Origin of the sequence: Intestinimonas sp. UBA1698 (genome assembly GCF_002320075.1) — a bacterium.
Taxonomy (GTDB): Bacteria; Bacillota; Clostridia; order Oscillospirales; family Oscillospiraceae; genus Intestinimonas; species Intestinimonas massiliensis.
This window is the reverse complement of record NZ_DCJO01000034.1, coordinates 209,073-228,258: the sequence shown is the minus strand read 5'-3', so window position 1 is coordinate 228,258 and position 19,186 is coordinate 209,073. Positions and strand designations below refer to the sequence as shown.

At 64.0% G+C, this 19,186-nt stretch carries 19 protein-coding genes; 7 read left to right on the top strand and 12 right to left on the bottom strand.

Going from position 1 to position 19,186, the window contains the following annotated elements; translation table 11 throughout:
- Positions 1-195 precede the first annotated feature (195 nt).
- The 3 genes from B3H64_RS09090 to B3H64_RS09080 all read left to right on the top strand — a co-directional run bounded on the left by B3H64_RS09090 (position 196) and on the right by B3H64_RS09080 (position 3,726).
- A complete protein-coding gene (locus tag B3H64_RS09090; protein WP_050618848.1) occupies positions 196-1,476 on the top strand; it encodes a cation:proton antiporter in 1,281 nt (426 codons plus the stop codon).
- A gap of 104 nt (positions 1,477-1,580) precedes the next feature.
- A complete protein-coding gene (locus B3H64_RS09085) occupies positions 1,581-3,206 on the top strand; it encodes an NAD(P)/FAD-dependent oxidoreductase (protein WP_050618849.1) in 1,626 nt (541 codons plus the stop codon).
- A gap of 64 nt (positions 3,207-3,270) precedes the next feature.
- Positions 3,271-3,726, top strand: a complete 456-nt coding sequence (locus tag B3H64_RS09080) for a helix-turn-helix domain-containing protein (RefSeq protein ID WP_238074118.1) — start codon at positions 3,271-3,273, stop codon at positions 3,724-3,726.
- Positions 3,727-3,784: 58 nt separating this feature from the next.
- Here B3H64_RS09080 and trxA read toward each other — a convergent pair whose 3' ends face one another.
- From trxA to B3H64_RS09055, 5 genes are all read right to left on the bottom strand, one after another.
- Positions 3,785-4,102, bottom strand: a complete 318-nt coding sequence (trxA, locus tag B3H64_RS09075) for a thioredoxin (RefSeq protein WP_238074119.1) — start codon at positions 4,100-4,102, stop codon at positions 3,785-3,787.
- A 21-nt stretch (positions 4,103-4,123) separates the two neighbouring features.
- Positions 4,124-4,993, bottom strand: a complete 870-nt coding sequence (locus B3H64_RS09070; protein WP_286734592.1) for an NAD(P)/FAD-dependent oxidoreductase — start codon at positions 4,991-4,993, stop codon at positions 4,124-4,126.
- Entirely contained in the window at positions 4,951-5,289 is a 339-nt protein-coding gene (locus tag B3H64_RS09065) for an ArsR/SmtB family transcription factor (RefSeq protein ID WP_050618853.1), read from the bottom strand. Before B3H64_RS09065 ends, B3H64_RS09070 begins: the two co-directional genes overlap by 43 nt.
- A gap of 132 nt (positions 5,290-5,421) precedes the next feature.
- Positions 5,422-5,979, bottom strand: a complete 558-nt coding sequence (locus B3H64_RS09060; protein ID WP_278895112.1) for an HD domain-containing protein — start codon at positions 5,977-5,979, stop codon at positions 5,422-5,424.
- 33 nt (positions 5,980-6,012) lie between these two features.
- Positions 6,013-6,429: a YjdF family protein gene (locus B3H64_RS09055; RefSeq protein ID WP_286734587.1), complete on the bottom strand. Its 417-nt coding sequence runs from the start codon at positions 6,427-6,429 to the stop codon at positions 6,013-6,015.
- A 262-nt stretch (positions 6,430-6,691) separates the two neighbouring features.
- On the opposite strand from B3H64_RS09055, the gene B3H64_RS09050 reads away from it, so the two are divergent.
- From B3H64_RS09050 to B3H64_RS09035, 4 genes are all read left to right on the top strand, one after another.
- The gene (locus B3H64_RS09050) at positions 6,692-7,636 is read left to right on the top strand and encodes a 2-hydroxyacid dehydrogenase (RefSeq protein ID WP_286734586.1); all 945 of its coding nucleotides are present in this window, start codon (positions 6,692-6,694) and stop codon (positions 7,634-7,636) included.
- A gap of 100 nt (positions 7,637-7,736) precedes the next feature.
- Positions 7,737-9,419, top strand: coding sequence for a glutamine--tRNA ligase/YqeY domain fusion protein (locus tag B3H64_RS09045; protein ID WP_286734583.1), 1,683 nt, complete (start codon positions 7,737-7,739; stop codon positions 9,417-9,419).
- Between the two features lie 73 nt (positions 9,420-9,492).
- Positions 9,493-10,524 (top strand): threonine aldolase family protein, encoded by a 1,032-nt coding sequence (locus tag B3H64_RS09040; protein WP_050618858.1) that lies wholly within the window; start codon positions 9,493-9,495, stop codon positions 10,522-10,524.
- A 20-nt stretch (positions 10,525-10,544) separates the two neighbouring features.
- On the top strand, positions 10,545-11,012 hold the full coding sequence (locus B3H64_RS09035) for a hypothetical protein (RefSeq protein WP_050618859.1): 468 nt from the start codon (positions 10,545-10,547) through the stop codon (positions 11,010-11,012).
- A gap of 48 nt (positions 11,013-11,060) precedes the next feature.
- Here the strand turns inward: B3H64_RS09035 and B3H64_RS09030 are convergent, their stop codons facing one another.
- The 7 genes from B3H64_RS09030 to mraY all read right to left on the bottom strand — a co-directional run bounded on the left by B3H64_RS09030 (position 11,061) and on the right by mraY (position 19,104).
- On the bottom strand, positions 11,061-11,984 hold the full coding sequence (locus tag B3H64_RS09030) for a magnesium transporter CorA family protein (RefSeq protein ID WP_238074124.1): 924 nt from the start codon (positions 11,982-11,984) through the stop codon (positions 11,061-11,063).
- Positions 11,985-12,218: 234 nt separating this feature from the next.
- Positions 12,219-13,355, bottom strand: a complete 1,137-nt coding sequence (ftsZ, locus tag B3H64_RS09025; RefSeq protein WP_050618860.1) for a cell division protein FtsZ — start codon at positions 13,353-13,355, stop codon at positions 12,219-12,221.
- 165 nt (positions 13,356-13,520) lie between these two features.
- Positions 13,521-14,294 (bottom strand): cell division protein FtsQ/DivIB, encoded by a 774-nt coding sequence (locus tag B3H64_RS09020; protein WP_094762489.1) that lies wholly within the window; start codon positions 14,292-14,294, stop codon positions 13,521-13,523.
- 94 nt (positions 14,295-14,388) lie between these two features.
- Positions 14,389-15,645, bottom strand: coding sequence for a UDP-N-acetylglucosamine 1-carboxyvinyltransferase (gene murA / locus B3H64_RS09015; protein WP_050618862.1), 1,257 nt, complete (start codon positions 15,643-15,645; stop codon positions 14,389-14,391).
- A gap of 73 nt (positions 15,646-15,718) precedes the next feature.
- Complete coding sequence (locus B3H64_RS09010) at positions 15,719-16,840, bottom strand: UDP-N-acetylglucosamine--N-acetylmuramyl-(pentapeptide) pyrophosphoryl-undecaprenol N-acetylglucosamine transferase (protein WP_286734578.1); 1,122 nt, start codon at positions 16,838-16,840, stop codon at positions 15,719-15,721.
- Positions 16,841-16,852: 12 nt separating this feature from the next.
- A complete protein-coding gene (gene ftsW, locus B3H64_RS09005) occupies positions 16,853-18,070 on the bottom strand; it encodes a putative lipid II flippase FtsW (protein WP_195892343.1) in 1,218 nt (405 codons plus the stop codon).
- A 38-nt stretch (positions 18,071-18,108) separates the two neighbouring features.
- The gene (mraY, locus tag B3H64_RS09000) at positions 18,109-19,104 is read right to left on the bottom strand and encodes a phospho-N-acetylmuramoyl-pentapeptide-transferase (protein WP_050618864.1); all 996 of its coding nucleotides are present in this window, start codon (positions 19,102-19,104) and stop codon (positions 18,109-18,111) included.
- Positions 19,105-19,186 lie beyond the last annotated feature (82 nt).

Genomic DNA, 19,186 nt, shown 5'->3' with positions numbered 1-19,186 from the left:
CGTCATGCCTGCTCCGTCCGGGTCGCAGCGGCCGGGAATTTCAACTGAATCTATATCTAATGGGTCTCCAGGCCGCTGCCGCGGCCTGGAGACCCATCTCGTTCTGCCGCCAAGGCAAAACTTTTCGGCGTTTTTGCCCTTGCATTCCATTCGGGAATGGTCTAGAATGAGTCCCTCAACAAAGGGGGTAATCGCATGGATTCCTATCTGTTCCTGGTCCAGCTTTCGGCCATCCTCCTGTGCACAAAGCTGCTGGGCATCCTCACCAAACGGGTGTCCCTACCGCAGGTGGTAGGCGCCCTGATCGCCGGTCTTCTCCTTGGCCCCGCCTGCTTTGGCCTCATTCCCGACACCGCCTTCCTCGACGAGGTGGCGGAGCTGGGCGTGATCACTCTGATGTTCACCGCCGGGATGGAAACCGACCTGGACGGCCTGAAGCGTGCTGGAAAAGCCGCCTTTATCATTGCCCTCATCGGCGTTCTCCTCCCCTTGGTGATGGGGTTTGCCGCGGCCGCACTCTTTAATCGCGGTGAGTTCCTTCAGAATCTGTTCATCGGCGTGGTCCTGACCGCTACCTCGGTCAGCATCACGGTCGAAACCCTGAAGGAACTGGGCAAGCTCTCCACCCGTTCGGGCAATGCCATCCTGGGCGCGGCCCTGATTGACGACGTGCTGGGCATCGTGGCCCTCACCATTGTCACCTCCCTGTCCGGCAAAGGGGGCGGCCTGGGCCTGGTGCTTCTGAAAATCGCGCTCTTTTTTGCCCTGAGCGTTCTGGTGGGCTTTGTGCTCCACCGTCTGATCAGTCTCTGGTTCTCCCGCTGGAACCGCGACAAACGCCGGTTCCTGATCGTGGCTTTTGCCTTGTGCCTCCTCTATGCCTATCTGTCCGAGGTCTATTTCGGCGTGGCCGATATCACCGGGGCCTACATTATGGGGATCATCTTTGCTAACACGCCCAGAGTCACCTATCTACAGGACCGCTTCGACACGCTGTCCTGTATGCTGCTCTCCCCTGTCTTCTTCGCCAGCATCGGCTTGAAGGTGGCGCTGCCCGAGATGAGCGCTTCCATCGTCCTCTTCGCCCTACTTCTGGTCCTGGTGGCCCTGGTGAGCAAGGTGGTGGGCTGCGGCCTGGGCGCCCGGCTGTGCGGATACTCCACCAAGGATTCCCTCCAGGTGGGCGTCGGCATGATTTCCCGGGGCGAGGTGGCTCTGATCGTGGCAAACAAAGGCATCTCCTCGGGACTGATGAAGGAGGACTTCTTCGGCCCGGTGGTACTGGTCGTCATCGCCACCACCGTCATCACGCCCATTCTTCTGAAGCTCGTCTACCGGGGCAGCAAAAACGACTACTCCGACCTGGAGGAGAGCGCGCTGCTCGACCGCTACGAGGACGCCTCGTCCTATGATAAGGCCTCGCAGATGCTGCTGGAGGACCACGTCAACCTGCTTCCTCCAAAGGAGAAAAAGTAATCCAAAGGCACGGGAGCCGCCGCAAGGCGGCTCCCACTCCTTTTTTATCCGGACGGACTGTTCCCCCGCCCATTTTTCTGGTATACTACCTCTCAGGTGATAACATGATACGAATCAGCAATCTTCCCCTCCCCGTGGACGGGGACCTGGAGCAGCTCCGACGCAAGGCTGCCCGGCTGCTGGGACTCCGCCCGGCTCTGGTCCGGGACCTGACCCTGACCCGCCAGTCCATCGACGCCCGGAAAAAAACCGACGTCCACTACGTCTGCACCGTGGAGCTGTCTGCCGACCACGAGGAGGACCTGGTGCGCCGTGCCAACCGCAAAAACATCGCCCTGTTTCAGCGGCAGCCCTATGTCTTTCCCGCCGCCGCCCGGACCTCCCCCCTGCCTCCAGTGGTGGTGGGCATGGGCCCGGCGGGCCTGTTCGCCGCCCTGTTCCTGGCCCGGGCGGGGCTGGCCCCCATCGTATTGGAGCGGGGCCGCCCGGTGGAACAGCGCGCCGCCGATGTAGCCGCCTTCTGGTCCTCCGGGGTGCTGGACCCGCTCTCCAACGTCCAATTCGGGGAGGGTGGCGCAGGCACCTTTTCCGACGGCAAGCTGACCACGGGCACCCACGACGGCCGCATCTCCGCCGTGCTGGAGGCCCTGGTGGAGCACGGCGCGCCGGAGGACATCCTCTGGTCCCACAAGCCCCACATCGGCACCGACGTGCTCCGCCAGGTGGTGAAGCGCATCCGGGCCGAGCTGCTGGCCCGGGGCTGCGACGTCCGGTTCGAGCACCGGCTCACCGGCCTGCGGCAAAAGGACGGCCGGCTGACCGGTCTCACCGTGGCCGCCCCCGGGGGGCCCTACGACCTGGAGGCCGACGCCCTGGTGCTGGCCCCCGGCCACTCCGCCCGGGACACCTTCCGGATGCTCTTCGAGGCCGGGGTCCCCATGGAGCAGAAGCCCTTTGCCATCGGCGTGCGCATCGAGCACCGGCAATCCGACGTCAGTCTGGCCCAGTTCGGCCCCGCCTGGGAAAAGCTGCCCCCGGCGGACTACAAGCTGGCCTGCCACCTGCCCAACGGCCGCTCGGCCTTCACCTTCTGCGTCTGCCCCGGCGGCGAGGTGGTGGCCGCCGCCTCCGAACCCGGACGGCTGGTGACCAACGGCATGAGCGGACGGGCCCGGGACGGGGAAAACAGCAACGGCGGGCTGCTGGTGGGGGTGGCCCCGGCCGACTTCGGCAGCCCCCATCCGCTGGCGGGCATGGAGTTTCAGGCAGTTTGGGAGGAACGGGCCTTCGCCCTGGGCGGCGGCGGGTTCTACGCCCCCGCCGCATGTGTGGGCTCATTCCTGGCAGGGACGGCTCCCACCCTCTCCCCTTCCGTTAATCCCACCTACCGCCCTGGGGTCGTCCCGGCGGACCTGTCCCGCTGCCTGCCCGGCTTCGTCACCGATACCCTCCGGGGTGCGCTCCCCCTGCTGGGGAAAAAGCTCCGGGGCTTCGACGCCCCCAGCGCCCTCCTCACCGGGGTGGAGACCCGCTCCTCCTCCCCGGTGCGCATCCTCCGGGGCGAGGACCTCCAATCCCCCCTCCGGGGCCTTTACCCCTGCGGCGAGGGCGGCGGCTGGGCCGGCGGCATCGTCAGCGCGGCCGTGGACGGCATCCGGGTGGCCGAACAGATCGCCGCCGGTTCACGCCTCCCCCCGGACCCATTGACAAGCCCGCCCCATTCGGGTTAAGATGAGGTCAGAATGGCCCAGGCCCGCGCCGCGCCTGGGCCGCTGCAGGCAGGAGGCAGACGCGATGCTGGACCTGAACCACATGGAGCAATACCGGGAAAACAACCGCCTGGAGGCCAAGCTGGCCACCGGCGGGCTGCCCCACAGCCTCTGGGAGACCTACTCCGCCTTTGCCAACAGTTACGGCGGGGTCATCCTGCTGGGCGTGGAGGAGCTGCCCGACCACTCTCTTCGGGTCCAGGGGCTGCTGGAGCCCCACGAGATGGCCGACGAGCTCTGGTCCATGCTCAGTGACCCCAAGGTGGTCAGCGCCAACATCCTCCGCCGTGACCAGGTCTGGGTGGCTGGCACCGACTACGGCTCGGTGGTGGTCGTGGAGGTCCCACCGGCAGAGCGGGACCAGCTTCCCGTCTATCTGGGCGGCGACCCCTTCACCGGCTCCTATCGCCGGGCCTGGGACGGCGACTACCACTGCACCCGGGCCGAGGTGGTGGCCATGCTGGGCGCCAAAGAGCACTGAAAGACGAACATCCGCCCGGAGCTGCCTACGCAGCTCCGGGCGGATGTTTTTGGGCTCTTTACAGGTTGGCGTCCAGCACCTGGGTGTAGGCCCCGGCGGGCATGACGCCTACCTTGCGGCCAATCTCCTTACCGTCCTTGAAAAAGACCACGGTGGGGATACTCATGACTCCATAGCGGGCGGCCAGACCCTGGTTCTGGTCCACATCCACCTTGGCCACCACGGCCTTGCCGTCGTACTTGCCGCCCAGGTCCTCGATGACGGGGGCCAGCATCTTGCAGGGGCCGCACCAGGTGGCCCAGAAGTCCACCATGGCCAGAGGGGCGGAGGTAATCTTGGCGTCGAATTCCGACTCGTTGAGATGTAAGACAGACATAATTTTTTCTCCTTTTCTTCGTTAATTGGAATTGGTTTTGTCGGTGTGAAGTGCGTCCACATATTCGGCGGCTTTTTGGCCGGCTATCAGCCCTTCCCCTGCCGCCTTGGACAGTTGAAGGGGTTCCCCCGTACAGTCGCCGCAGGCGAAAATGCCCGGCAAGCTGGTCCGCATATCCCGGTCCACCGCCACATAACCCCCCTCCAGGGTCAGGCCGGGCAGCAGATCGGTGGGCGCCACGGCGTGGCGCAGAAGGAACACCCCGTCGCAGGGGATCTCCCGTCCGTCGGCTTGCAGGGCGGCGACGGCGCTGCCGCCGGTGATCTCCATCCGGGCGGCCTTTACATAGGGGATGGCGGGGTCCAGCCCCGCCGGGGGCCGCGGGGATACGTAGGTCACACGACAACCCAGGCCGTGGAGGAAATTGGCCTCTTCCGGCGCGTCGGGGGCCAGGCCCACCACCGCCACCGGGCGGTTTCGGTAGAGCATTCCGTCGCAGGTGGCGCAGTAGCTCACCCCCCGTCCCAGAAATTCCGCCTCGCCGGGATATTTCCGGCCGCGGGAGACCCCGGTGGCTAGAATCACCGCCCGGGCCTCCTCCATGTCGCTGCCGATGCCGATATAGTTTGTGCCTTCCATCGGCATGATATTCAAGGCCCGTCCGGCCCGGAACACCGTCCCCATGGCCTCGGCGTGGCTGTGGTAGGCCTCCAGCAGCTCCGGGCCCGTCCGGCCCGGCATCCCCAGGTAGTTGTCCACCCACTCCGCCTTATACAGAGGGCTCTCCCGGTAATCATTGGTGACCACCAGCACGGATTTGTTCCGCGCCCTGGCGTTGACGGCGGCGCTCAGCCCTGCCGGGCCGCCTCCGATGACGGCAATGTCGTACAATTATAGTCCTCCCTTTCATCGCCGAACAGGGCCGCCACCAGGTTGGCAGCATCCGGGTCGGACACCTCGTAGTACATCTCGTTGCCCGACCGCTCGCACCGGACCACCCCCGCCGCCTTCAGGCGCATCAGATGCTGGGAAATGGTGGACTGGGACTGCCCCGTGCCCGCCTCCATGCAGCGGACGTTGTGGCATCCCCCCACCAGCAGGCCCCGAACGATCTGCAGCCGCAGAGGATGGGCCAGTGCCTTGAGCAGTTCGCTTTTCGCTTCGTACAATTCCCGGCTCTCTTCCATGCCCCACGCTCCCTTCCCTTGTTCTAATATTATTATATTCTAATATTCGGTTTTGTCAATACTCTTTGCAAAATTTTTTTGGACGCCGGGGTTCGCCGGAAAAGTCCCGGGACTTTTCCGGCGGGCTTCGGGCTACTTTCCCAGCTTTTCCAGCGTGTCCTGGCGCAGCGCGTCCCGCAGAGCCCGCAGCCAGGGAAATTCGGCGGCGTTTTCGGCGCCATAGTCCAGTTGAAGCTGGCGCTCCAGCGGCGTCCAGGTATCCAGGGGGGCCTCGTTGTGCTGGAGCACGGCCTCCAGCTTGTCCAGGGCCTTATAGACCCTGGATTCGGGAGTCTCGAACGCATCCATCTCGGCAAAGAGGGCGGTCAGCTCTCCCCGGAGCGGCTCCGGCAGCGGCGCGAGCATCCCGGCCACGGCCTCGGTCTCGGCCGCTTCGTCGGCGCTGGTCTTTTCAAAGGAGGGAATGTCCCCGGTGACTGCCTCTCCAAAGTCGTGGATAAGGCACATACGCAGCACCTTGTCCATATCCACCCCGGGCAGCTCGTCCCGCAGCAGCAGGGCCATCACCGCCAGCCGCCAGGTGTGGGCCGCCACCGTCTCGTGCCGCCCGGTGGAGGTCCAGGAGTGGCGGGTATTGCACTTGAGCCGTTCCAGTATGTGCAGAAAATCCAGAAATACACGCTGTGTCATGTTCACTGCTCCTTGTACGCACAGGGGCCGCGGTCAGCGGCCCCTGTGCTTCTGCTTTTTCTTCTCCTGGCGGAGCTGGAACTTCCGCTCCTCCTCCGCCTCGTCCCTGGCGTGCCGCGCCGCCTTTCGCTCCCGGCCGCCCTGCTCCCGCTGGATCCGGAGGGCCTGCTGGGCCTTGGTGCCCACGCCCCGGTTTTCCAGGGCGGAGGCCGCCGTCCGCTGCCGCCGTTTGGGGTTTCCCCCGTCGGTCCGCATCCGGGCCGCCACGGCTGGGCTGAACACCAGCCCCCGCCAGCAGGACAGCAGGAGCTCGTACATCTGGCCGTCGGTGGGCTCTCCGCCCAGAGTCAGCTTGCAGGCCGACAGCCGGCCGTTCTCCTCCCGCTCCAGAACGCAGACCCAGAAGGGGCCCTCAAAAAAGACGGTCACCCGCGCTTGCGCCTGTTCCATATGCAGTTGTCCTCCCATAACAGAAACTCACGGAGAACGGACGACCCTGGGAGGGAAGGTTACTGACGGCACGGCGGGCGGGACGGTCCCCCTGCGCCGCGGCCGGACTACCAACCGGCCTGTGTTTTGATCTCCGCCCCTTTATTCTACGGCGGGTTTCTTCCCCGGTCAAGGGATTTCGCATTGCTTTCCGGTCCGGCTTCTGTTATAGTAGTATTGTCCAAAATTGGTAGTACAAATTAGGAAGGGAGTGTACAATTTCATGAATACCAGGACAGTCGTGCTCAACGGAGCCAAGATGAACTATGACGGCAAGCTGGACTTTTCCATCCTCTCCGATGCGGTGACGGTCTACGACGACACGGCCCAGGACCAGGTGCTGGAGCGGGTGGCGGGCTGCGGCATCGTGGTGACCAAGGAGATGCCCGTGGGGGCGGAGCTCCTCGCCCGATTCCCCGACTCCGTCCATCTGCTGTGCGAGGCGGGCACCGGCTACAACAACATCGACCTGGCCGCCGCCCGGGCCAGGGGCATCACCGTGTGCAACATCCCGGCCTATTCCACCCAGCGGGTGGCCCACACCGCCGTCATGCTGCTGCTCAACCTGGCCTCGTCCATGCGCCGGCAGCTCGACATGCTCTCCAGGGGAGACCGGAGCAACTTCACCGGCCACCTCCAGTGCCCCCATGCAGAGGTCAACGGCAAGACCCTGGGCGTCATCGGCGCGGGCCACATCGGCAAGGAGGTCATCCGGGTGGCCCGGGCCCTGGACATGGAGGTCCTGGCCTACAGCCGCACCCCCAAGGACGACGGCGTGTGCTATGTGGGGCTGGACGAGCTGCTCTCCCGCAGCGACTTCGTCTCCCTCCACTGCCCCCTCAGCGACCAGACCCGCCACCTCATCAACGCCGATACCCTGGCCAAAATGAAGCCCACCGCCTGCCTCATCAACACCTCCCGGGGCGCTCTGGTGGATGAGCCCGCCCTCATCGCCGCCCTGCAAAACGGCGTCATCGCCGGAGCCGGCCTGGACGTGCAGGAGACCGAGCCTCCCGCCGCCGACAATCCCCTCTATGACATGGATAATGTCATCCTGACCCCCCACATGGGCTGGAAGGGTCTGGAGACCCGTCAGCGCCTGGTGGCTCTGCTGGCCGGGAACATCCGGAGCTATCTGGAGGGCCGGCCCATCCATGTGGTGAGCTGACGAGCGAAAAACCTCACTCTTTCGAAGAAAGCATTGCATTTTCCTATGGCAGAGGTTAAAATAGGAAGGCTATGAAGCAATTACGAAGGAGTGAAACGACATGCCAGAAGAACGGAACCCCACCATGACCCAGAACTTCATCCATGACTTCATCGACGAGGATATCGCCCAGGGTGGTCAGTTCCAAGGTATGACCGTCCACACCCGGTTTCCGCCCGAGCCCAACGGCTACCTCCACATCGGCCACGCCAAGGCCATTTTCGTGGATTTCGGCACCGCCGAGAAGTATCACGGACTGTGCAATCTCCGCATGGACGACACCAACCCCACCAAGGAGGACGTGGAATATGTGGAGGCCATCCAGGAGGACATCCACTGGCTGGGCTATGACTGGGGCGACCGGTTCTATTTTGCCTCCGATTACTTTGACCAGATGTATGCCTACGCCGTAGAACTCATCAAGAAGGGCCTGGCCTACGTCTGCGAGCTGACTCCCGAGGAGTTCAAGGCCCACCGGGGCGACGTGGGCACCCCCGCCACCTCCCCCTGGCGGAATCGGAGCGTGGAGGAGTCCCTAGACCTGTTCGCCCGGATGAAGGCCGGGGAGTTCCCCAACGGCAGGTACACCCTGCGGGCCAAGATCGACCTGGCCTCCGGCAACTTCAACATGCGGGACCCGGTCCTCTACCGCATCAACCACATGCACCACCACCGGCAGGGGAACAAGTGGTGCATCTACCCCATGTACGACTTCGCCCACCCCATTGAGGACGCCCTGGAGGGCATCACCCACTCCCTGTGCTCCCTGGAGTTCGAGGATCACCGGCCCCTCTACGACTGGGTTATCGCCAACTGCCCGGTGCCCTCCAAGCCCCGGCAGATCGAGTTTGCCCGGTTGGGCATCAACTACACCGTCATGTCCAAGCGCAAGCTGCGCCAGCTCGTGGAGGAGGACAAGGTCTCCGGCTGGGACGACCCCCGGATGCCCACCCTGTGCGGTCTGCGCCGCCGGGGCTATACCCCCCGGTCCATCCGGAACTTCTCCGAGCGCAACGGCGTGAGCAAGGCCGCCTCCACCGTGGAGTTCGCCTTTTTGGAGCACTGCCTGCGGGAGGATCTGAACGAGACCGCCCAGCGGGTGATGGCGGTGCTGCGGCCCATCCGGCTCACCGTCACCAACTACCCTGAGGGGCACAGCGAGACCTTCCAGGTGGAAAACAACCCCAGCCGCCCCGAGGACGGCACCCGGGCCGTCACCTTCTCCCGCCACCTGTATATCGAGGCGGAGGACTTTCTGGAGACCCCGGTACCCAAATATAAGCGTCTCTATCCCGGCGGCCCCGAGTGCCGCCTGAAGGGGGCCTATCTGGTCCATTGCACCGGCTGCGTCAAGGACGAGGCAGGCAACATCGTCGAGGTCCTGTGCGAGTACGACCCCGACAGCCGCGGCGGAGACCCCGCCGACGGCCGCAAGGTGAAGGGGGCCACCATCCACTGGGTGGACGCCGCCACCGCACTGGACGCCGAGGTGCGGCTTTACGACAACCTATTTTCCGACGCCGACCCCGACGGCGGGGACAAAAACTTCCTGGACTGCCTGAATCCCGGCTCTCTGGAGGTGCTCTCCGGCGCCAAGGTGGAGGCCGGCCTGAAAGACGCCGCCGCTCCCGCCTCCTTCCAGTTCCTGCGCCAGGGCTACTTCTGCGTGGACAACAAGGACTCCCGGCCCGGACACCTGGTCTTCAACCGCTCGGTCAGCCTAAAGGACTCTTTCAAATTCTGAGTACGACCGGCGGCGGGGCCATGGCTCCGCCGTCGGCCTTTCAGTTCAATCAACAGACAGAAGGGAATCGGATATGAAGTATCTCTTTCGCAACGACTACTCCTTCGGGGCGCATCCCAAGGTACTCACCGCCCTGGCAGAGACCAGCATGGAGGGCAACACGGGCTACGGAGAGGACGGCTACTGCAAGCGCTGCGCCGACCTGATCCGCGGCCTGTGCAACTGCCCCCAGGCCGACGTGCAATTCCTCATCGGAGGCACCCAGACCAACTTCACCGCCATCGCCGCCTTCCTGCGGCCCTGGGAGGGGGTCATCGCCGCCGACTCCTCCCACATCAACGGCCATGAGGTGGGCGCGGTGGAGGCCACCGGCCACAAGATCCTCCCCGTCCCCACCGGACCGGACGGCAAGATTACGCCGGAGCAGATCGCCCCTATCCTGGAGCGGCACAAGGACCCCCACCTGGTCAAGCCCCGGCTGGTGGAAATCGCCGACGCCACCGAGAGCGGCATGGTATACACCAAGGCGGAGCTCACCGCCCTGTCCCAATTCTGCCGGGAACACGACCTGCTTCTCTTCCTGGACGGCGCCCGGCTGGGCTCCGCCCTGGCCTCTCCGGCCAGCGACCTGACCCTGCCCGACCTGGCCGAGCTCACCGACGCCTTCTACATCGGCGGCACCAAGAACGGCGCTCTCATGGGCGAGGCGCTGGTTATCGCCAATCCCGCTCTCCAGCCCGACTTCTTCCGCATCAAAAAGCGGCTGGGCGCAGTGCTGGCCAAGGGCTGGCTGCTGGGTGTCCAGTTTGAGGCTCTGCTACAGGACGGCCTCTATTTCGAGATGGCCCGCCACGCCAACGCCATGGCCGCCCGGCTCCAGACCGGCCTGAAGGCCCTGGGCTGGACCTTGATGGTGGACTCCCCCACCAACCAGATCTTCCCCGTCATTCCTAACACGCGCAAATCCGCGCTGGACCAGCTCTGCGCCTATGAGGATTGGTGCCCCGGCCCCACGCCCGACACCACCGTCATCCGTTTCGTCACCTGCTTTGCCACCACGGCCGAGGACGTGGACGGCTTTCTGGCCGCGGCGGCCAAATTCTGAACAGACAGGGAGGACCCCATATGAACGCCCTCTGCCGCCTGAGAGAATCGCTCCCCGACATCGTCTACCGCATCGCGCAGATCCTGGAGATCATCGTCAGCATCATTGTCGCCCTGGCCATCATCCTGTCCTTCTACACCGTCCTTGTGGAGCTGGATCTGATGGTCAACGACCCCGCCGTGGGGCTCCACGACTTCCTGGGCACCGCCTTCAACGTGGTCATCGGCATCGAGTTTTTGAAAATGCTCTGCCGCCACAGCGTGGGCTCGGTGGTGGAGGTGCTCCTCTTCGCCCTGGCCCGCGGACTGGTGGTGGATCACGGCACGCCGGTGTCCAATCTCATCACCGTAGGCACCATCGCCCTATTGTTCGTGGTCCGCAAATTCCTTTTCATCCCTGGCCTGGACGACAAGCACCACCATGAACACCGCCATGGGCACCAGAACGGCTGTCCGACCCAGGAGCCCGCAGGCGCGGGCCGGCACTGAGCATATGGAAAACGGCGCACCGCTATGCGGTGCGCCGTCTGTTTTTCTTCAGAACAGGTCTTTGATCTTCAGCACGATGCCAACCACCACGATGGCCACGACCGCCACCACCAGCGGGAACCACCAGAACTGGTCCAAAGGCAGGTTGGCCACGTTCATGCCGTAGAAGCCGAAAATGATGTTGGGCAGAGTCAGCAGGATGGTCAGAGAGGTCAGCACTTTCATGATGACATTCAGATTGTTGGAGATCACCGAAGCAAATGCGTCCATCATGCCGGAGATGATGGAGGAGTAGATGTTGGCCATCTCGATGGCCTGCCGCACCTCGATCAGCACGTCCTCCAGCAGGTCGTGATCCTCCTCGTAGAGGGTGATGATGCGCCCCCGGAGGATCTTCTCCAGCGTGACCTCGTTGGCCTTCAGCGACGTATTGAAATAGACCAGGGATTTTTCCAGGTCCAGAAGCTGGATGAGCTCCTTGTTCCGCTGGGATTTATAGAGCTGCCGCTCCATGTAGTTATAGATCTTGTCAATCTGCTTCAGGTACTGAAGGAAGCGCTTGGCCACCCACAGCAGCAGATAGAGGATAAAGCTGGTTTTCTTCTGGGTCTCGGCGTTTTTCACCAGCCCGTCCTGAAAGTCCCGGATGATGGAGGACTCCTTCAGGCAGACCGTGATGATGCACTTCTCCGCCACGATGATGCCCAGGGGCAGAGTGGAATACACCACCGCCTCGCCCTGCTCCACGGAGGGCAGGTCGATAATGATGAGGGTCTGGCCGTCCTCGGTATCAATCCGGGAGGTCTCCTCCTCGTCCAGGGCGGCCCGGAGAAAGCCCGGGTCGATGCCCAGCAGGGCGGTCACGGTATTCATCTCGTCCTCGGTGGGGTAGGTCAGGTTCACCCAGCAGCCGTCCTCCACCTTGTCCAGCTTGGTCATTTTTCCGTCAATGGTCTTGTGGATGCTCAACAATGGTCATCACGCCTTTCCCGGCGCGTCACCGTGGCTGAATACACTCCACCCCTGTGAGACGCGCCGCTTCGTTATAGTATCTTCGACTTCCAGGGTCGCTACTCACGACAGGTCTCACTCCTTTTTCCGTTCAAATCGCCAGAAGCCATGTTTCATTATAAATCGCCCTTGTCCCATTTGCAAGCAAAAAAACACCTGCGGAATCCTTCCGCAGGTGTTTTTATAATCGTAGGTTCAGCGGTCCTTGTTGAAGATCTTGAAAATGTCCACGAAGGGGTCGTCCTCCTGGTCCGGCTCCTTGTCGGGCAGGGGCTCCAGGCTGGGACGCTTACCCGACGGCGCCGCAGCCGCACCGGCCGCCGCCGCCCGCTCCCCCGCCTTGGTAAAGGGGTTGGCGTTCATGCCGGCGCCCACGTTTTCTTCAAAGCCGGTGGCGATGACGGTCACGCGGATCTCGTCCTCCAGCTCGTCGTCGAAGGCGGCGCCGAAGATGATGAGCGCGTCGGGATGGGCGGCCTGCTGGACCAGGTTGGCCGCCGTCTCCACTTCCTCCAGACCGATATCCATGGAGCCGGTGACATTGACCAGCACGCCCTTGGCGCCATTGATGGAGGTCTCCAGCAGGGGGCTGGAGATGGCCATCTTGGCGGCCTCCTCGGCCTTGTTCTTGCCGGCGGCCCGGCCCACACCCATGTGGGCCATCCCCGCATTCTTCATGACGGCGGTGACGTCGGCAAAGTCCAGGTTGATGAAGCCGGTGTTCTTGATGAGGTCGGAGATGGACTGGACCGCCTGGCGCAGCACGTCGTCGGCGATCTCAAAGGCATTGGCAAAGGTGATCTTCTGGTCGGTGGCAAACTTCAGCCGCTCGTTGGGGATGATGACCAGGGAGTCCACCCGGGTGCGCAGGTCCTCGATGCCCCGCTCGGCCTGCTCCATACGGCGGCGGCCCTCGAAGTTGAAGGGCTTGGTCACCACGCCCACGGTGAGGATGCCCAGCTCCTTGGCGATGTCGGCCACGATGGGGGCCGCGCCGGTGCCGGTGCCGCCGCCCATACCGGCGGTGATGAAGACCATGTCGGTCTCCTCCAGCATCTTGGAGATCTGGTTGCGGCTCTCCTCGGCGGACTTGCGGCCCACCTCGGGGTCGCTGCCCGCGCCCTGGCCCTGGGTGAGCTTCTCACCGATCTGTATCTTGTAGGTCGCGGCGGAATTTTTCAGCGCCTGCTTGTCCGTATTCACGGCGATAAAGTCCACGCCCTTCATGCCGGAGCGCACCATGCGGTTGACTACATTGCTGCCGCCGCCGCCCACGCCGATCACCTTGATCGTAACGACGGTATCAGGCCCGGTGTCCAATCCAAAAGCCATGCCTGTTCCTCCTATGTAAATATGTCAAAAAACACGGTAAAATCGACTGATTGTGCCGGAAACACCGGCTCAAGCTCAATATCTTGTTATATTGTATCTCTCTTTTCGCCGCAGGTCAAGAGCTACCCGGATATTTCCAAAACTTTTGTGTGCCTTGGGCCTCAGCTATTCCGGGTCGAAGTACCACCTCTCTCCAATATCGCGGGTCAGGTCCAGGGTGCCCCGCTCGTTGTCCTGGATGCTCTCCATGGCCCGCTCCAGTCCCTCCAGCTTGGCTTCCACCTTCTCGTCTACCAGAGGCAGCTTGACGGTAATGCGCCCGTCGTAGAGGAAGGTGAGCCGGGCGGCGGCGGTCAGGTCGATGGCGCCCACCCGGCCCAGCATGGCCCGGTTCTCCATGGCGGTCAGAAGCCGGGTGAGGCTGGACAGCTTGGTCTGCTCCTCCTCCGCCACGGCCAGCTTGGTACCCGCCGTGGGCAGCAGGGCGGTGATGCCGGTGACCTTGGCCAGATCCGGCCGGACGGTGGGGGCGCTCACCTGCTCCAGCAGCTTGCCCCGGGCGTCGATGATCCACCAGCCCTCCCCGCCCTGGACCAGAGCGGCGGGAGCGCATTCGGTGACTGAGATGAGCAGGGTGTCCGGCAGGCTCGGGCGCAGGTTGACGTTGCTGACATAGGGGAGCTGGGTCAGGATACGTTTGACGATCTGGTTCCTGGGCAGCAGGAGGAGATTGTCCCCCTGCTGCACTCCGGTCACGTCGATGATCTCCTGGGCGGTATACTTGCTCTCCCCCGAAACTGCCACGTCGTTGACCCGGAAGAATACGATGCAGCCGGCCACGATGGCCGCCAGAATGAGCACCAGGGACAGGGCTTTATAGAGGAAGCCGAAGCGTCCCCTTCTCCGCCTTGTTCGCTTGCTGCTTCTCCTCGCCGCCATGACTGCCTCCGCATCGTCTCTTTGGTTTCTGCCTCAATATAGCATACAAAGGTGAGAAAATCGTTAAAAATTCCTTACAAAAGGTTCATACGGCTCAGGGAACCCGGACAATATCCGCTCCCAGGCCCCGGAGCGTATCCTCCAGGCCGTAGTAGCCCCGATCCATGTGGTGCAGGCCGGTGATCTCGCTGCGGCCCTCCGCCCCCAGGGCGGCCACCACCAGGGCGGCCCCACCCCGCAGGTCGGCGGCCTGGAGCGCAGCGCCATGGAGCCGCTCCACGCCGCACACCACCGCCACCTTGCCCTCCACCCGGATATCCGCCCCCATGCGGGAGAGCTCATCCACATGGCGGTAGCGGCTTTCAAACATGTTTTCCACAAAGACCGTGGTACCTGTTCCCCGGCACAGCGCCGCCATGACGGGCGGCTGGGCGTCGGTGGGAAAGCCGGGATAGGGGGCCGTCCGGATGGGCCGCACGCCCCGCAGGGGCGCCTCCCGGCAGATGTGGATGGAATCGCTGCCGCTGCGGATTCGGCACCCCGCCTCGGTGAGCACGGCGGTGACGGTGGAGAGCTGCCGGTAGTCGGTGCCCAGGAGCTCGGCCTCTCCCCCCGCGGCGGCCACGGCGGTCAGCAGCGTGGCGGCCACGATCCGGTCGGGCATGACCGTGTGCTCTCCGCCGTGGAGGGGCTTTTTCCCCCGCACGGTGATGACAGAGGTGCCCGCTCCCCGGACGTCCGCCCCCAGTGCCCGCAGGAAGGCCTGTAGATCCACGATCTCCGGCTCCCGGGCGGCGTTGCAGATGACGGTGACGCCCTCCGCCCCGCAGGCGCACAGCATGGCGTTCTCCGTGGCCCCTACGCTGGGGATGGAAAAGGTGATCTCGCAGCCCGCCAGGCCGCCGGCCGCGGAGCAGTGGAGCTCGCCCCCCTGCTCCCGCACCTGGGCCCCCAGGGACCGGATGGCCGCCAGATGGAGGTCGATGGGCCTGGGGCCCAGCTCACACCCGCCGGGGAAGGACATGATCGCCTCCCCCAGCCTGGCCAGGATGGCCCCCAGGAAGATGACGGACGAGCGCATCTCCCGCATCAGGGCGTCGGGCACGTCCCGGCCGGTGAGGGCGGAGGCGTCCACCGTCACCGTGTCTCCCGCCCGCTCCACCCGGCACCCCAGGTGCTCCAGGATGGCAATGGAGGCCCGCACGTCGGAGAGATCGGGGCAGTTATGTACCACGCTCTCTCCCGGGCATAGAATGGTCGCCGCCAGGATGGGCAACACGCTGTTTTTCGCTCCGTGGACCCGCGCGGTCCCCTGGAGCCGGTTTCCGCCTTCCACCAGATAAGCACTCATATGGACCGTCCTCCGCATTCATGGTTTCAGGCCATACTATGCGGAGGCTCCGGGATGTGACAGCCCCGGCGGGCTATTGGACGAGCCGGATCAGGGTCTGATAGATCTCCTCCGCCGCGTCGGTGACCGACAGTGCCGACAGGGCCCTGGACATGGCGGTGAGTCGGTCCCGGTCCTCCAGCAGCCCGGATGCCGCCCGGTAGAGGCTCCTGCCGTCGCACTCTGACTCCAGCAGCACCACCGCAGCCCCGTGGCGCTCCAGCACCCGGGCATTCTTCTCCTGGTGGTTATTGGTCACGTTGGGGGAGGGCACCAGGATGGCCGGCTTGGCGATGGTGGTCAGCTCCGAGATGGTGGAGGCCCCCGCCCGACAGATCACCAGGTCGGCGGCAGCCATCACCAGGGGCATGTCGTAGATATACTCCCGCACCTCCACCCCGGCGCGGCCGTCCAGCTCGATGCCCCGGCCCTTCAGCTCGCCGGTGAGCCAGGCGTAGTTCCGCCCCGCTCCGTGGATGTGGTGGAAGGGCCGGCCGTCGGCGCACTCGGCCTGGATGAAGTCGGCGGTATAGCGGTTCATCACCTCGGCCCCCAGGCTGCCCCAGTAGGACAGCAGCACCGGCCGCTCGTCGGTGATCCCCAGGGCCCGCCGGGCCTCCTTCCGGGTGTGGTCGAAAAAGTCCCGGCGCACCGGGGTGCCGGTGACCACCACCCGTTCCGGGTGGGGATAGTATCCGCGGGAGTCCTCAAAGCCCACCAGCACCCGGTCCACCACACGGGACAGCAGCTTGGTGGTCAGGCCGGGCACGGCGTTGGACTCGTGGACGGCGGTGGGGATGCCCCGCCGGGCCGCCTCCCGCACCACGGGGTAGGAGGCGTAGCCCCCGGTGCCCACCACCAGGTCGGGCTGGAAATCCCGGATGATCTCCGCCGCCTGACGCCGGGATCTGGGCATGGTCACCACCGTGATGAGGTTATGCTTGATGTCCTTCCAGCGGAAGGCCCGGTGGATGGTGTTGACATACACGGTCCGGAGCTGGTAGCCCTCCTTGGGCACCAGATCCCGCTCCATGCCGTTGTAGGCGCCGGCGAAGAGGATGTTGCAGCCGGGGTGATGGAGCTGAAACAGACGGGCCAGCGCGATGGCCGGATTGATGTGTCCGGCCGTGCCGCCGCAGGTAAAGAGAATGTTCAAGCCAGTGCCCTCCTATCCGGCCTTTGGGGCCGGAATCTGTCGTGATACGCTCAATATGACGCCCATTTCCAGTAGCTGGATCATCAGGGCCGTACCGCCGTAGCTGAAAAAGGGCATAGAGATACCGGTGACCGGGAACAGATTGGTCACCACGCCGATGTTCAAAAAGGTCTGCACCGCCACCTGGGTGGTGATCCCCACGATGAGCAGGGCGCCGAAGCGGTCCCGGGCGTGGATGGCCAGCCAGTAGCCCCGCAGGATCAGCAAGGCGAACAGGCACAGGATCAGCACCGCTCCCACGAAGCCCAGCTCCTCACAGGCGATGGAGAAGATAAAGTCGTTTTCCGGCTCGGGGATGTAGAGGAACTTCTGGCGGCTGTTGCCCAGCCCCAGCCCCAGCAGGCCGCCGGAGCCGATGGCGTACAGAGACTGGATGGTCTGGAAGCCCTTGCCCAGCGGGTCGCTCCAGGGGTCCTGCCAGATGTGGATGCGGGAGGCCATGTAGTCGGTGTTGAAGATGATGAAGGTCAGGGCGGCCACGGCAAAGCTGCCGCCGGCCACGAACCACCCCAGATGGATGCCGGCGGCAAAGAGGATGGACGCGCCGATGGCCAGAATCAGGATCATGCCCGACATGTGGGGCTGGAGGGCCAGCAGACCCAGGATGGCCAGCAGCACCCCCATATAGGGCGCCAGTTCCAGTAGGCCGATGCGGTCCATCAGGCGGAGAAAGCGGCCCTTGGGGGTATGGTGGTTGAATTTTCGCTTTTTTTCCGTGTTCCGCTTGGCCAGGCGCGCCGAAAAATAGAGGATGACGCCCAGCTTCGCCACCTCCGAGGGCTGGAACTGGGGCAGACCAGGCAGCTTGATCCAGCGGTTGGCACCGCCGGCGGTGACCCCGATGTGGGGCACCTTCACCAGAATCAGCAGCACGAAGGCGGCGGCCAGCACGAAGATGGACATCCATCGGAAATTCTGGTAGTTGAGCTTGGAGGTCAGGTACATGACGACCACCCCCGCCGCGGCAAAGATGGCCTGCCGCTTGACGTACCAGGTGGGGTCGTGGTGGGTCACCGCCTCGTTGTAATAGGCCGAGGCGTAGGAGGCGGAGAACACCATGATGAGGCCGATGCCGGTAAGCAGCAGCACCAGCATCAGGAAGGGCAGGTCCAAAGGCCCCCGGGCCAACTGCTCTTCCACCGTCAGGTCGCGCTTGGGTTTGGTCGCCATGGGGCCACCTGCCTTTCCTCAGCAGAGTCCAAAAGTGACTACAGGGATACGTAGCGGTCCATGACTCCCAGGAAGGCCAGGACGCAGAACACGAGGGAGACGGCGGCAAAGACCGCCACCACCTTTTTTTCGCTCCAGCCCCCCATCTCGAAGTGGTGGTGCAGGGGGGCCATGCGGAAGATACGCTTGCCGTGGGTGGCTTTGAAGTAGACCACCTGGATGATATCGGAGAGGGTCTCGGCAATATAGACGACGCCCACCAGGACGAGGATCAGCGGCATGTCAAAGGCAAAGGCCAGGCCGCACACCGCGCCCCCCAGGAACAGGGAGCCGGTGTCCCCCATAAACACCTTGGCGGGGTAATGGTTGTAGAGCAGGAAGGCCGCCAGACCGCCGAACAGCGCCCCGGCGAACACGCCGATGTCCTGGTACTGGCTGCCCCACCAGGCCGACACGGCGGCGAAGAAGGCGGCCACCGGCAGGGTGACGCTGGAGGACAGGCCGTCCACTCCGTCGGTGATGTTGACGGCGTTGACGGTGCCCACCATGACGAAGGCGGCAAAGACCATATAGACCACCCAGGGCAGCTCCACCACCAGGTTGACAAAGGGGAGGTACAGGTGGGGGGCCAGGTAGCCGTAGTGCCGCAGCAGCACCGTGAAGGCGATGGCGGCGGCGAGCTGGAGCAGGAACTTGGGCCCGGCGGTCAGGCCGGTGTTCTCCTTTTTCTTCACCTTCTCGTAGTCGTCCAGGTAGCCGATGACCCCGAACACCAGCGCGAAGCAGAAAACGAACAGAGCCCGGAAGTCCCCCCGGGCCATGTCGGTCCAGCCGATGAGCAGGAGGGTGCACAGGATGCCCAGGATGAACATGAGCCCGCCCATGGTAGGGGTGCCCTGCTTGGACATGTGCCAGGTGGGGCCGTCCTCCTTGATGGACTGGCCGGCCTTCATCCGGCGGAGTACAGGAATCAAAATCTTTCCGGCAATGGCCGATACCACGAAGGACACCAGCGCCGCGATCAATAGTCTCATTTTTTCAACCTCCCGGTAAAATTCCCAAACGGGGATTATACCACAAATCCCTCCATATCAAAAGCCCAACGTGTCATTTACC

Excerpts from the sequence above, each read along its gene's own strand:
- B3H64_RS09090 (WP_050618848.1), top strand. The coding sequence starts at position 196 with ATGGATTCCTATCTGTTCCTGGTCCAGCTTTCGGCCATCCTCCTGTGC.
- B3H64_RS09085 (WP_050618849.1), top strand. The coding sequence starts at position 1,581 with ATGATACGAATCAGCAATCTTCCCCTCCCCGTGGACGGGGACCTGGAG.
- B3H64_RS09080 (WP_238074118.1), top strand. The coding sequence starts at position 3,271 with ATGCTGGACCTGAACCACATGGAGCAATACCGGGAAAACAACCGCCTG.
- trxA (WP_238074119.1), bottom strand. The coding sequence starts at position 4,102 with ATGTCTGTCTTACATCTCAACGAGTCGGAATTCGACGCCAAGATTACC.
- B3H64_RS09065 (WP_050618853.1), bottom strand. The coding sequence starts at position 5,289 with ATGGAAGAGAGCCGGGAATTGTACGAAGCGAAAAGCGAACTGCTCAAG.
- B3H64_RS09060 (WP_278895112.1), bottom strand. The coding sequence starts at position 5,979 with ATGACACAGCGTGTATTTCTGGATTTTCTGCACATACTGGAACGGCTC.
- B3H64_RS09055 (WP_286734587.1), bottom strand. The coding sequence starts at position 6,429 with ATGGAACAGGCGCAAGCGCGGGTGACCGTCTTTTTTGAGGGCCCCTTC.
- B3H64_RS09050 (WP_286734586.1), top strand. The coding sequence starts at position 6,692 with ATGAATACCAGGACAGTCGTGCTCAACGGAGCCAAGATGAACTATGAC.
- B3H64_RS09045 (WP_286734583.1), top strand. The coding sequence starts at position 7,737 with ATGCCAGAAGAACGGAACCCCACCATGACCCAGAACTTCATCCATGAC.
- B3H64_RS09040 (WP_050618858.1), top strand. The coding sequence starts at position 9,493 with ATGAAGTATCTCTTTCGCAACGACTACTCCTTCGGGGCGCATCCCAAG.
- B3H64_RS09035 (WP_050618859.1), top strand. The coding sequence starts at position 10,545 with ATGAACGCCCTCTGCCGCCTGAGAGAATCGCTCCCCGACATCGTCTAC.
- ftsZ (WP_050618860.1), bottom strand. The coding sequence starts at position 13,355 with ATGGCTTTTGGATTGGACACCGGGCCTGATACCGTCGTTACGATCAAG.
- B3H64_RS09020 (WP_094762489.1), bottom strand. The coding sequence starts at position 14,294 with ATGGCGGCGAGGAGAAGCAGCAAGCGAACAAGGCGGAGAAGGGGACGC.
- murA (WP_050618862.1), bottom strand. The coding sequence starts at position 15,645 with ATGAGTGCTTATCTGGTGGAAGGCGGAAACCGGCTCCAGGGGACCGCG.
- ftsW (WP_195892343.1), bottom strand. The coding sequence starts at position 18,070 with ATGGCGACCAAACCCAAGCGCGACCTGACGGTGGAAGAGCAGTTGGCC.
- mraY (WP_050618864.1), bottom strand. The coding sequence starts at position 19,104 with ATGAGACTATTGATCGCGGCGCTGGTGTCCTTCGTGGTATCGGCCATT.